Here is a 12372-nt window from a genome sequence, read left to right on the forward strand (position 1 = left end):
TTCATCGACACACTATTGAGTTCTCAAAGAACACACGCACAAGCAGAACCACCGGCTCTCGTCCGGATCTTCTGCAGGGCAACTGTTCCAGCCTAACTGCGCTTCCAGGCGATGTCAATCGTAACGCTGGTCACACAGTCGAGGCAACGCCAGGCGCTCCCCGTCCTACCTCGTTGTCCCTTGCCCGCCGACCCTCTGGATCAGCGTCTCGGCTCCGGGTTGGTGTCCGTGTCGCTCTGACTTCCAATAAGTTACGCGCCGGAAAACGCTGCGTCAAATCGCCTGGACAGCAGGGCAACTGCGCTGGTCAGCGCCGTGTGTCCGGCCCACGCGCAGGCCTGAATCACACGGGTGTGACTCAGGCCTCCACCGCGAGATCAGGCTATGCGACGCACGCCGGCCATGTTCTTCTTGCCCCGGCGCAGCACCAGCCACTCGCCGTGCAGGTAGTCGGCGTCGGACGGGGTCCAGTCGATGTCGCCGATGCGCTCGTTGTTCACCGACGCACCGCCCTCGGTCACCACCCGCCGGGCCGCTCCCCTGCTCTCGGCCAGGCCGGAGGCGACGAGCAGGTCGACGATCGTGTTCGGTTCGCCGGGCACCACTTCGGCGACCTTGCCGTCGATCGCGGTCTCGCGCAGCGCGGCCCCCAGGGTGGACACCGGCAGGTCACGCAGTTCGCCGCGACCGAACAGGGCCTGGCTGGCCAGTTCCACCGCCGCGGTCTCGGCTTCGCCGTGCACCAGCGTCGTCATCTCGGCGGCCAGGCGCTTCTGGGCCTTGCGCGCGAACGGACGTTCGGCGGTGGCCTGCTCGAGCGCGTCGAGTTCCTCGCGGCTCAGGAAGGTGAACCAGCGCAGGTAGCGCACGACGTCGGCGTCGGCGGTGTTCACGAAGTACTGGTACCAGGCGTAGGGGCTGGTCAGCTCGGGGTCGAGCCAGAGGCTGCCGCCGCCGGTGGACTTGCCGAACTTCTTGCCGTCGGCCGAGGTCACCAGCGGCACGGTGAGCGCGTGCACGTGCGCGCCGTCGACGCGCCGGTTCAGCTCGACGCCGGCGATGATGTTGCCCCACTGGTCGGAGCCGCCGACCTGCAGCGTGCAGCCGTACTCGCGGCGCAGCTGCAGGTAGTCGTTGGCCTGCAGCAGCATGTAGCTGAACTCGGTGTAGGAGATACCCTCACCTTCCAGCCGCCGCTTGACGGTGTCGCGGGCCAGCATGACATTCACCGAGAAGTGCTTGCCGATGTCGCGCAAGAAGTCGACGGTCGACAGCGGACCGGTCCAGTCCATGTTGTTGGCGATGATCGCGCCGGTCGGCGAATCGTCGAGGTCGACGAAGCGCTCGAGCTGGGAGCGGATGCGGCCCGCCCATTCGGCGACGGTGTCGGTGGAGTTCATGGTGCGTTCGCCGACGTCGCGCGGGTCGCCGATCAGGCCGGTGGCACCACCGGCGAGGACGATCGGCCGGTGACCCGCGCGCTGGAAACGCTTCAGGGCGAGCAGCGGGACGAGGTGACCCGCGTGCAGGCTCGCCGCGGTGGGGTCGAAGCCGGCATACAGGGTCAGCGGCGCGGCGGCGGCCGCGGCTCGCAGTTCGTCCAGGTCGGTGGACTGCGCGATCAGGCCGCGCCAGGTCAGTTCGTCGAAGATGTCGCCGGTCACGGTGTTCCATCTTTCCGTACTCGTTCCGCCGCCCGCGCGCAGGTCGGGCGGTGTTCGCCGAGCGGGGCGCTCAGACCCGAGCCCGGGTGACCCAGGCGGTGAGGTCGGCCTCGACCTGGTCGCGGTCGACCTCGTTGAGCACCTCGTGCCGGGCGCCCTGGTAGATCCGGTAGGTGATGTCGGTGAGCCCGGCGTCGCGGTAGCGCTGGACGAGCAGGTCCGACAGCCGGGTGCCGTCGTTGAGCGGGTCCTGGTCGCCGACCATGACGTACACCGGCAGGTCGGAGCGCACGGTGCTCGGATCGGTCAGGCGCTGGTAGGCGGTGGTGGCCAGCAGCGCCATATTGGCGTCGTCGACCGCGAAGCCGCACCACGGGTCGGCGATGTAGGCGTCGACCTGAGCCTCGTCGCTGCTGATCCAGTCGGCGTCGGTGCGGGTCGGCTGGAAGCGCGCGTTGAAGAACGTGGTCAGGTCGCCGCCCGCGGCCACGATCGCGTCGAACAGCCCGTCCACCGCCGTCGAACCGCACAGCACGGCCTCGTCGACCAGGTCGGAGTGATCGAGCAGGTACTGCTGCACCGCGAAGGAGCCGAGGCTGTGCCCGAACAGGGTGAGCGGCAGACCGGGATGACGCTCGCGCAGCAGACCGGTCAGCGTCACCTGGTCGGCGACCAGCAGGTTCCAGCCGTCGGGGCCGAGCTGCCCGGGTTCGGAGAACATGCTGTATCCGTGACCACGATGGTCGGCGGCGTAGACCGCGTAGCCGAGGCCGACGAGCGTGGCGGCGAGGTGGCTGTACCGGTCGGAATGCTCGCCCATCCCGTGCGCGATCTGCACGACGCCCACCGGTTCGGCAGCGGTGGGCGACCAGCTCCGGACGTGGATGGTGATGCCGTCGCTGCTGGTGAAGGTGAACACGAAGTCTCCTGCGAAAGGGGCGGGCATGTAGGCCTCGATCGTCGCATCGGAAGTGACCTGCGTCCCATAGGATTCGCCAACGAGTTCCGCGCCGAGACCTTGTGCCCGCGGACAACCCACCGTTGTCCGCGGACGCCGAAAATCGCCGGACCAGACGGTCCGGCGATACTCAGCGCGGTCGGCGACTCACCGCACCAGCGAGGTGAGGCTGCCGCGGCGCTCGTAGGCGATCCAGGCGAAGATCGCGGCCAGCGCCAGCGGGAAGATCGCCATCGAGGGCGCGTCGGCGATGAAGGCCTGAGTCGCGGCGGCGAGCACGGTGAGCACCGACAGTCCCGCGGCGGCCAGGGTGGCCAGCCGCGGCACCATCAGGCCGATGCCGCCGGCCACTTCGGCGACGCCGATGAAGATGAGCAGCCCCATCGGGATGGTCAGGTTGGCGGGGGCGTTGTCCATCAACAGGTGCGGGATGACCAGCTTCGGCCCGCCCGAGGCGATGATGAAGAACAGGCCGAGCACGACCTGCAGGGTCCACAGGACGCGGTTGCGGATCTTGCCGGGGCGGTAGGCGGTGCTGGAGAAGGTCGCGGAAGCGGTGGCGGTGGTGGTCATTTCGTGTCCTCCGGGTCGGTCGCGCTCGGTGGGTAGCGCGTTCACCAGATAGGACGGACCGGTTCCGCGGAATTCATCGCCCCCGGGAAGAATTTTTCGGCGCGAGTTCGGGAGCGCGTGGACTGCGGCGGTAGACCGACACCGCCGCCGACGGCAACCAGAACCGCCACGGCACCTCGGCGGCGACACTCACCCCGACGCGCGGACCCGCCTCGATCCGCGCCGCCGCGACCGGTTCGGCCAGGTGCAGCCGGATCTCGGCGAAGGGATCGAACAGCTCGGTTCCGTAGTCGGCCAGGCTGATTCCGAGCGCGCTGCCGACATTGCCCGGTCCGCGCGCCAGATCGGCGTCGCTGCGGGCCGCGGGTCGCCGTTGGCGAGCGATCTCCCCGCCGGCGACCACCTCCCCCGCCCGGACCAGCACCGCGCCGGCGATTCCGTCGAAGCCGGTGGTCACGTTGACGCACAGGTGGATTCCGTAGGAGCGGTACACGTAGAGCCGCCCGGCGGGGCCGAACATCACCGCGTTGCGGGCGGTCGGCCCCGGCCAGGAATGGGCGGCCGGATCGGGCCACGGGCCTGCCGGATCGCTGCCGTAGGCCTCGACCTCGACGATGCGCAGCGACACCGGCCCGGACGACAGGGTCGCGCCGAGCAGCCTGCGCGCGGCGGTGGGTGGATCGACGGCCAGTTCCTGAGCGGACACGACCGCCATTGTCACCCATCCCGGCGCGGGCGGGTCAGGCGTAGGCGCTGTGCTGACCCGCGCGCAGAATGCGCCGGTCGTCGAGGATGACGACCGCGTAGGCGAGGGTGACCAGCGCGGCGAGCTGCACCCACGCGACCGTGTACACCCCGATCGGCGCGGTCGCGGCGACCACGACGGCCCCGATCAGCCTGGCGCGGGCACCGGCCAGGCCGAGCGTCGCGCGGAACCAGGCCTGGCCGGCGAAGTAGAGCGCGACACCGCCGGACAGCGCGCCCGCCGCACCCCAGCCCACCGGCTCGTCGCCGTGCGCGATGCTCAGCGCGATGCCCGCCGAGGTCAGGATGACGCCGATCAGCAGCGGGTAGTAGGCGTAGTCGTAGGCGACCAGGGCCGGGCGAACCCGTTCGGTCTCCGGGCGTGCGGCCAGGGCGTGTTCGCCGCGTTCGTCGTCGAAGCCGAAGTAGGCCCACCACAGCACGTACGCGAGCGCCAGACCGAGGGCGACCATCGCCATCAGCCCGACCGTGATCGGCTCCTCGGCCAAGCCGACACCGAGCGCGACGATCGACTCACCGAGCGCGACGATGATCACCAGTCCGTGCCGTTCGCAGAAGTGCGAGGCGCGCACCACGAATCCGCCGGCGTCGACCAGGTACGGGCTGAGGATCTGCACCGCGAACGCCGCCGCCCACAGCAGGTACTGCACCGGCGGATGGGTGAATCCGCCGCCGAGGACGAGCGCGGCCGACAGCGCGTTCAGCGGCCCGATCCGCCGGATCGCCAGGCTCGCCGACGCGCCTCCCGCGGAGGCGAACATCGCCGTGTGGATCGCGGTCACCAGCGCGTACCCCACGCCGAACGCGATCCCCGTGCCGTGGAAGGCATCCGGCACGGCGAGCGCGAGCACGAAGAACGCCGACATGCCGACCAGCAACCAGGTGCGGCGCGAGGAACTGCTCGGCGCGACCTCGTTGGTCAACCACACGTACCCGCCGTACATCCACCAGATCACCCCGAACATCAACGCCACCTGCAGCAGCGCCTCCCAGTTCGGGTGGTGCACGAAGACATGGGTCAGCTGGGTGATGGTGAAGACGAAGACGAGATCGAAGAACAGTTCGAGGGTGGAGACCCGCACCTGCCCGCCGTCGAGGCTGGGCGCCGGAGATGTATCTGTCACCGGCGAATAGTAGGTCGGCGGCGGGAGCGCCGCGCGGCATGGCGACCGGTCGGTTCAGCCGAGCAGCTCGGTGCCGCGGTAGAGCCCGGCCAGCTTGCCCGGGTTGACCTGGAAGCGCAGATTCTGGATGCGTCCGTCGACGAGGTCGAAGGTGAAGGCGGCGCCGGGGTTGCCGCCGAAGGAGGCGAGCGTGCCGAGTTCGCCGTTGATCTCGGCGGCGCTGAGTTCGGCACCCGCCGAGGACGGTTTGGCCAGCACGCCGAGAATCCAGCGGGCGACGTGGTCCGGGCCGTAGAGCGGCCTGCGCGCCGCGGTGACCACGCCACCACCGTCGGACCAGCAGGTCACGTCGGGGGCCAGCAGGTCCATCAGCGCGTTCAGGTCGCCGCCCGCGCAGGCGGCCATGAACCTCTCGGTGATGTGGGCGCGCGCGGCCTTGTCGGTATCGAAGCGCGGACGCCGCGACTGCACGTGGTTCTTGGCGCGGTGCGCGATCTGGCGCACGCTCGCCTCGGAACGGTCCAGGGCCTCGGCGATCTCGGCGTGCGAGTAGCCGAAGACCTCGCGCAGCAGGAAGACCGCGCGTTCGACGGGGGTCAGGGTTTCCAGGACCACCAGCATCGCGGTGGAGACGGTGTCGGCCAAAGCGGTGTCCTCGGCGATGTCGGGTGAGGTCAGCACCGGCTCGGGCAACCAGGGGCCGACGTAGGTCTCGCGGGTCACCCTGGCGGAGGTGAGCCGGTTCAGCGACAGGTTGGTGACCGTGCGGACCAGGTACGCCTTCGGGTGCTCGACGGCGGCGCGATCGGTGGCGTTCCACTTGATCCACGCGTCCTGCAGGATGTCCTCGGCATCGGTGACGGTGCCGAGCATGCGGTAGGCGGTCGAGAACAGCAGCCTGCGGTGCTCGAGGAAGGGATCCTGGTCTGGCATGGGGTCAACCATGGCATGCTCGCTCGGTTCGCTCACGCGGTGGCGCGAGTCGCCTTGCCGCCCTTGGACAGCTGGACGTTCATGATCATCTTCCGGCTGGCCTTGAACGTCGGGACGGGGCTGCTGCTGACCATCTGCTTGTAGGTCCGGGCGGCCCAGCCGGTCAGGTAGAACCGGCGCGGGGTGTCGTCGGCGTTGGTGAACTGGATGACCGCGTCGCGGCGGCCCAGGCTCACCGGCTGGTGGAAGTAGCCGAACCGGAACGGCCGCACCTTCTTGCCGCGCAGCTCGGCGGCGATCGCGTCGGCCGTGTAGGCGGCGGTGGGCAGGCCGCTCTGGCAGGTGCCGTGGATCTGTCCCCAGGCCTGGTGGATCGCGGCGGCGTCACCGATCGCGTGAACCGTGGGGTGCGACAGCGACTTCAGGGTGGGGTCGACGACGATCAGGCCGCGCTCGTCGGTCGCGATGCCCGCCTCGGCGGCCAGCGGCGAGACCCGCACGCCACTTGTCCACAGGGTGAGATCGGCCTCGACCCTGGTGCCGTCGGCGAGCTCGACCGCGTCGGGCAGCACCTTGGTGACGCGCAGGCCGGTCGCGCGCACGATGCCGAGCCGGTCCATCACCCTGTTCAGGTGGGCACGCGCCTGCTGCCCCATCATGGCGCCCGGCTCGGACGAGCTGATCAGGGTCACACGCAGGCCCGGGTGGCTCTCGGCGATCTCGGTGGCCGCCTCGATGCCGGTCAGGCCGCCGCCGCACACCGTCACCGCACCGCCGGTCGCGGCGAGCGCGGTGAGTTCGCCGGCGAATTCGTGCGCCAGGCGAGGATCGTTCAGGGTCCAGGCGTGCTCGGCGACACCGGGGACGGTGGTGGTGTCGGTGGTGCTGCCCAGGGCGTAGACCAGTTCGTCGTAGGCGAGCTCGCCGATGCCCTCGACGTGTACACGGCGCGCGTCCGGGTCGACGGCGATCGCCCGGCCCTGCACGAAATCGATCCCGGTGCCGGCGAGCAGATCCGGGATGTGGTGGTTCGCCAGTTCCTGACCGGCGGCGATCTGGTGCATCCGCAGCCGCTCGGTGAACCGCGCCGACGGGTTGACCAGGGTGATCGCGACGTCGAGCTTGCGGGTCCGCCGGGCAAGGCGGATCGCGGCCAGCATGCCGGTGTAGCCGGCGCCGAGGACGACGATGCGGTGCGTGGTTGTGTTCATTGCGGTGCTCCTTGTCGGTGGGATGTCGATAGGACAAACGACCTCGCAGGAACGTGACACCTCGTCTTTGTGACTCACATCACACAACCTGCCGGGGACCCGGAAATCCACGGTGACCAGCCCGGATGTCGATCCGATCAGGGTGCGAGCCAGGGTCGGGTGGGGGAATCATCCCGATGTGCGCGCCCCGGCACCGTCCCTACCGTCGGGACATGGCTTCCCCTTCTCGCCCCGGCCGCGTGCGCCGGATACTGCTCGGCGCGGGCGCGCTCGCCCTCACCCTGGTGCTCGCGATCGCCGGGCTGGTGACCTGGACCTGGGCCCGTGCCGACGTCTCCACCGTCGGCACCACGGAATTCGCGCGGCCGCTGGCGATCCCCCCGCTGGCACCCTCGACCGTCGACCCGGACGGCGCCCGGGTGTTCGCCCTCGACATGCGTTCCGGCACCACCGAATTCGAGCCCGGCCGGTCGACCGAGACCTGGGGATTCAACGGCAGCTACCTCGGCCCGACCCTGCGCGCGGCGCGCGGCGAGCAGGTGCGGGTCCGCGTGCGCAACCAGCTGCCCGAGGCGTCGACGGTGCACTGGCACGGCATGCACCTACCGGCGAAGATGGACGGCGGACCGCACCAGATGGTCGACGCGGGCCAGACGTGGACACCGGAATGGACTGTCGCGCAACCGGCTTCGACGCTGTGGTACCACCCGCACCCGCACGGCGCGACCGAGGATCACGTCCGCCGCGGCCTGGCGGGCCTGTTCCTCGTCGACGACGACGCGGCGACCGCCCTGCCGCTGCCGGACGCCTACGGCGTCGACGACATCCCGGTGATCGTGCAGGATATCCGCCTGCGCGGCGACCGCTTCGACGGCAGCCACGCGACCTTCCGCGATGTCGGCTTCCTCGGTGATCGACTGCTGGTCAACGGCACCCTCGCGCCGTACCAGGAGGTCGGCGACGAGCTGGTCCGGCTGCGCCTGCTCAACGCTTCGACCGCGCGGATCTACAACTTCGCCTTCCGCGACAGCAAGCGGTTCTCGCTGATCGCCTCCGACGGCGGCCTGCTCGAACGTCCGGAAACGATGACGGCCGTGCGCCTTTCGCCGGGCGAGCGCGCCGAGATCGTGGTGCGGATGCACCCGGGTGAGCGCGCGGTGCTGCGCAGCGAGCAACTCGACGTCGGCCTGGACTTCTGGACCAACCGGTTCTCCGGGGGCGACGACCGGTTCGACGTCCTCGAGCTCAGAGCCGCCGACGCGCTGCGCCCCTCCCCCGCGCTGCCCGACACCCTCGTCCCGCCGTCGACGCCGGACGGCTCCGACACCGCGGTGGAGCGCCACTTCGATCTCACCCTCGCCGGCATCAACGGCGCGCCGATGGCGATGGACCGCGTCGACGCGACCGTCACCCGCGGCACGACCGAGAAATGGGTGGTCCGCAATGCCGACGGGATGCCGCACAACTTCCACGTCCACGACGTGCAGTTCCGGGTGCTCGACTACGCGGGCGCCCCGCCGCCGCCCGAGCTGACCGGCGCCAAGGACACGATCTTCCTCCCGCCGAACACCACCGCGACGCTGGCGCTGCGCTTCGACGGACCCGCCGACCCGGACACGCCGTACATGTATCACTGCCATCTGCTCTGGCACGAGGACCTGGGCATGATGGGCCAGTTCGTGGTCGTCGAGCCTGGTCAACAGGCCGGGACACCCCCTCGACACGCGCACTGACCCTTGTCCCGCCGACAGGGTCGCGCTAAATTCATCACGTAGTGAATTCAACACTCGATGAATTGAGGCGACCATGTCGCACCCCGCTCCGCCACCGACCGCGATCCGGGTCGACGGACTCACCGTCACTCGCGGAAAACGCACCGTCCTGCACGGGCTCACCCTCGACATCCCGCGCGGCTCGATCACCGGCCTGCTCGGCCCGTCCGGCTGCGGCAAGACCACCCTGATGCGCAGCGTCGTCGGCACACAGATCATCGAATCGGGCAGCGTCACCGTGCTCGGCGAACCGGCGGGCAGCGCCGGGCTGCGGCGCCGGGTCGGCTACGTCACCCAGGCGCCGAGCATCTACGCCGACATCAGCGTCCGCGAGAACGTCGGCTATTACGCCGCGCTCTACGGCCGCGACCGCGACGACGTCGAATCCGCGCTCACCGCAGTCGGTTTGGGCGAGTACGCCGATCAGCTCGGCGACCAGCTCTCGGGCGGGCAGCAGACCAGGGCGTCGCTGGCCTGCGCGCTGGTCGGCAGACCGGAGCTGCTGGTCCTGGACGAACCGACCGTCGGGCTCGACCCGGTGCTGCGGGTGGAGCTGTGGAAGCAGTTCCGCGAATTGGCCGCGGCGGGAACGACCCTGCTCGTCTCGAGTCACGTGATGGACGAGGCCGACCACTGCGATCGGCTACTGCTGATGCGCGACGGCCACCTGCTCGCCCAGCTCAGCCCCGACGAACTGCGTGAACGCACCGAGGAACAGAACCTCGAGACCGCCTTCCTCACCCTGATCACGATGGGAGAGCGCGCATGAGTACCACCCTGCGCCCCTATACCGCCACCACCGGCCGGATCCTGCGGCAGCTGCGCAACGATCACCGCACCGTGGCGATGATCCTGGTGGTCCCGGCGCTGCTGATGACGTTGCTGTACTTCATCTATCAGGACGCCCCGGGCCCGCCGCACGCCCCGCTGACGATCTTCGACCGGGTCGGCATCACCATGCTCGGGATCCTGCCGTTCATCGTCATGTTCCTGATCACCGCCATCGCGATGCAGCGCGAACGCACCTCGGGCACGCTCGAGCGTCTGCTCACCACCCCGTTGCGCAAGCTCGACTTGCTGGCGGGCTACGGCAGTGCCTTCTCGCTGGCCGCCGCCGCGCAGGCCGCCGTCGCCTGCCTGGTCGCGTTCTGGCTGCTCGGGATGAACGCGGCGGGCAATCCCGGCTGGGTCATGCTCATCGCCATGGTCGACGCGGTCTGCGGGGTGGCGCTGGGCCTGCTGGCCAGCGCGTTCGCGCGCACCGAGTTCCAGGCCGTGCAGTTCATGCCGGTGGTCGTGGCCCCGCAGATCTTCCTGTGCGGCTTGCTCGTTCCGCGCGATCGGCTGCCCGACTGGCTGGAGGCGATCAGCAATGTGATGCCGTTGAGCTATGCGGTGGACGCGCTGCAGCAGGTATCGCTGCATCCGGAGCCGACCGCGACCATGTGGGTGGACATCGCGATCGTCGCCGGGTTCGCGGTGGTCGCCCTGTGCCTGGGCGCGGCTACCCTGCGTCGACGGACCCCCTGACGGACAAGGAGACACGGTGAGTGACGGCGAATCCGGTACGGGCCCTGCGCGCTCCGGTCGGACCGGGCGCAGGCCCGGCAATACCGATACCCGCGCGGCGATTCTCGACGCGGCCCGGATCCGGTTCGCCGACACCGGTTTCGACAAGACCTCGATCCGGGCGATCGCCGGCGACGCCGATGTCGATCCCGCCCTGGTGCACCACTATTTCGGCACCAAGCAGCAGTTGTTCGCCGCCGTCGTGGCGTTCCCTGCCGACCCGGAGGCGACGTTGGCCGCGGTCGATCGCGCGCCGCTGGACGAGCTCGGGCCGACGATCGTGCGCGCGGTGGTCGGGGTGTGGGACTCCCCCGCCGGGCCGGGCATCGTGGCCATGGTGCGCAGCATCTTCGGCGGCGGCGAGACGAATCTGGCCCGAACGTTCCTGCTCCAGGTCGTGCTCGAGCGGGTGCGCGTGCGGATCGCCACCCCCACCGACGACGGCCGCGCGCGGGTGGCGCTGGCGGCGTCGCAGATGGTCGGATTGCTCACCGCCCGCAAGATCGTCGACATCGAGCCGCTGGCCTCGATGCCGATCGACGAGGTCGTCGCCGCGGTCGGTCCCACGGTGCAGCGCTACCTGACCGGCGAGATCCGGTGAGGCAGGCTTTCGGCGGGCGCCCACGGCGGTAGCCAGCGGTCGGCCGGTTCGGCGGGGCGGTCGCGGGCGAGATGGTCGAGCAGGGTGGGCACGGCCGGATGCTGGTCGTCGGCGCGCACGCAGACCGACCAGGGGTAGCAGGGGGTCGGGTCGGTCAGCTCGATGCGGCGCAGGGTGCGGCGCGATCCGGCGTCGATGCGGGTGTCGACGCCGATCAGAGTCGCGGTCCGTGGGTCGTCGCCGATCGTGTCGAGGAGGTGTTCCATCCCGAAATTGGGTCCGGCGCGGTCGATGTCGAGGGCGAAGTCGGCGGTCAGGTCGCGGTAGTAGGCGTCCCATTCGGTGCCGGGCGCCAAACCCGGCATCCACAGGCGCACCTCGCGCAGTTCGGCCAGCCGGATCGAATGCCGTTCGGCCAGAGGATGTTCCGAGCCGACGAGCAGCTGCAGCGGTTCGTCGTAGACCCGGCGGGCGAGGACGGCCTCCGGTAGCGGCGTCGCGACCGCCAGCAGCGCCGCGTCGATCTCGCCGTCCGCGACCGCCCGCAGGGCGGCGTCCCCGCGCAGGGTCAGCACGTCGAGTTGCACGGCGGGATGGGCGTGATGAAAACGCCGCAACAGGGCGGCCGAACCGACCCGGGTGGCGATGACGTCGACGCGCAGCGGTCGCGTCGGCGGCCGCAGCGCTGCCTCCGCGCGGCGGCAGGCCAGCAGGATTTCGCGGGCGTGCGGCAGCAGCATCCGGCCGGTCGCGGTCAGCTCGGCGCCATGCGGAGTGCGGCGGAACAGCTGGGTGCCGTACTCGGCCTCGAGGCCCGCGATGCGCTTGGACACCGCCTGCTGACTGATGCCGAGATCGGCCGCGGCCTCCTGGAACTGCCCGGTGTCGACGACGGCGACGAAGGTGGCGACGGCTCGGAAATCCACGGCACCCACCCTAGACAGGCGCGCGGACTTCGGCGGACAACCGCGGGTTGTGCGCATCGCGCGCTGCGGTTGTTTGATCGGCTGGGGTGCGCGGTGATTCGGTGTCGGGCATGCGTAGCACCGCCGTCTGGGCGCCCCGACTCGGCCGCGATTTCACCCGGCTGTGGACCTCGTTCGGGGTCAGTGCCCTCGGCAGCCGGATCGCGATGGATTCGTTCGCCCTGCTCGCGGTGACGCAGCTGCGGGCCGGGGCCTTCGCGGTGGCCGCGCTGGCCG

12 protein-coding genes are annotated in these 12372 nt (G+C 70.1%); 4 read left to right on the forward strand and 8 right to left on the reverse strand.

The window, feature by feature from the left end; genetic code table 11:
• Positions 1 to 377: 377 nt before the first annotated feature.
• The 7 genes from tyrS to V8688_RS28675 form a co-directional block, all read right to left on the reverse strand.
• Entirely contained in the window at positions 378 to 1664 is a 1287-nt protein-coding gene (tyrS, locus tag V8688_RS28645; protein ID WP_342802103.1) for a tyrosine--tRNA ligase, read from the reverse strand.
• Between the two features lie 70 nt (positions 1665 to 1734).
• Positions 1735 to 2610, reverse strand: coding sequence for an alpha/beta hydrolase (locus tag V8688_RS28650; RefSeq protein ID WP_342802104.1), 876 nt, complete (start codon positions 2608 to 2610; stop codon positions 1735 to 1737).
• Between the two features lie 159 nt (positions 2611 to 2769).
• Positions 2770 to 3195, reverse strand: coding sequence for a DoxX family protein (locus V8688_RS28655; protein ID WP_218718131.1), 426 nt, complete (start codon positions 3193 to 3195; stop codon positions 2770 to 2772).
• 73 nt (positions 3196 to 3268) lie between these two features.
• Entirely contained in the window at positions 3269 to 3901 is a 633-nt protein-coding gene (locus V8688_RS28660) for a DNA-3-methyladenine glycosylase (RefSeq protein WP_218718132.1), read from the reverse strand.
• Between the two features lie 34 nt (positions 3902 to 3935).
• A complete protein-coding gene (locus V8688_RS28665) occupies positions 3936 to 5084 on the reverse strand; it encodes a low temperature requirement protein A (RefSeq protein ID WP_316574124.1) in 1149 nt (382 codons plus the stop codon).
• Positions 5085 to 5138: 54 nt separating this feature from the next.
• Positions 5139 to 6017, reverse strand: coding sequence for an RNA polymerase sigma-70 factor (locus V8688_RS28670; RefSeq protein ID WP_218718134.1), 879 nt, complete (start codon positions 6015 to 6017; stop codon positions 5139 to 5141).
• Positions 6018 to 6049: 32 nt separating this feature from the next.
• A complete protein-coding gene (locus V8688_RS28675) occupies positions 6050 to 7228 on the reverse strand; it encodes an FAD-dependent oxidoreductase (RefSeq protein WP_218718135.1) in 1179 nt (392 codons plus the stop codon).
• 212 nt (positions 7229 to 7440) lie between these two features.
• On the opposite strand from V8688_RS28675, the gene V8688_RS28680 reads away from it, so the two are divergent.
• The 4 genes from V8688_RS28680 to V8688_RS28695 all read left to right on the forward strand — a co-directional run bounded on the left by V8688_RS28680 (position 7441) and on the right by V8688_RS28695 (position 11170).
• A complete protein-coding gene (locus tag V8688_RS28680) occupies positions 7441 to 8961 on the forward strand; it encodes a multicopper oxidase domain-containing protein (RefSeq protein WP_218718136.1) in 1521 nt (506 codons plus the stop codon).
• A gap of 73 nt (positions 8962 to 9034) precedes the next feature.
• Positions 9035 to 9769 carry an ABC transporter ATP-binding protein gene (locus tag V8688_RS28685; RefSeq protein ID WP_218718137.1) on the forward strand — a complete coding sequence of 245 codons (735 nt, stop codon included), beginning with the start codon at positions 9035 to 9037 and terminating at the stop codon, positions 9767 to 9769.
• Complete coding sequence (locus tag V8688_RS28690; protein WP_218718138.1) at positions 9766 to 10530, forward strand: ABC transporter permease; 765 nt, start codon at positions 9766 to 9768, stop codon at positions 10528 to 10530. Before V8688_RS28685 ends, V8688_RS28690 begins: the two co-directional genes overlap by 4 nt.
• A gap of 16 nt (positions 10531 to 10546) precedes the next feature.
• Positions 10547 to 11170: a TetR family transcriptional regulator gene (locus V8688_RS28695; RefSeq protein WP_218718139.1), complete on the forward strand. Its 624-nt coding sequence runs from the start codon at positions 10547 to 10549 to the stop codon at positions 11168 to 11170.
• On the opposite strand, the gene V8688_RS28700 is transcribed toward V8688_RS28695, so the two are convergent.
• Positions 11146 to 12096, reverse strand: a complete 951-nt coding sequence (locus V8688_RS28700) for a LysR family transcriptional regulator (protein ID WP_342802105.1) — start codon at positions 12094 to 12096, stop codon at positions 11146 to 11148. The genes V8688_RS28695 and V8688_RS28700 overlap by 25 nt on opposite strands.
• Between the last annotated feature and the right edge of the window lie 276 nt (positions 12097 to 12372).

The sequence above is a fragment of the Nocardia sp. No.11 genome (assembly GCF_038752175.1).
Lineage (GTDB): Bacteria > Actinomycetota > Actinomycetes > Mycobacteriales > Mycobacteriaceae > Nocardia > Nocardia canadensis.

Excerpts from the sequence above, each read along its gene's own strand:
- V8688_RS28685 (WP_218718137.1), top strand. The coding sequence starts at position 9,035 with ATGTCGCACCCCGCTCCGCCACCGACCGCGATCCGGGTCGACGGACTC.
- V8688_RS28680 (WP_218718136.1), top strand. The coding sequence starts at position 7,441 with ATGGCTTCCCCTTCTCGCCCCGGCCGCGTGCGCCGGATACTGCTCGGC.
- V8688_RS28675 (WP_218718135.1), bottom strand. The coding sequence starts at position 7,228 with ATGAACACAACCACGCACCGCATCGTCGTCCTCGGCGCCGGCTACACC.
- V8688_RS28650 (WP_342802104.1), bottom strand. The coding sequence starts at position 2,610 with ATGCCCGCCCCTTTCGCAGGAGACTTCGTGTTCACCTTCACCAGCAGC.
- V8688_RS28690 (WP_218718138.1), top strand. The coding sequence starts at position 9,766 with ATGAGTACCACCCTGCGCCCCTATACCGCCACCACCGGCCGGATCCTG.
- V8688_RS28655 (WP_218718131.1), bottom strand. The coding sequence starts at position 3,195 with ATGACCACCACCGCCACCGCTTCCGCGACCTTCTCCAGCACCGCCTAC.
- V8688_RS28670 (WP_218718134.1), bottom strand. The coding sequence starts at position 6,017 with ATGCCAGACCAGGATCCCTTCCTCGAGCACCGCAGGCTGCTGTTCTCG.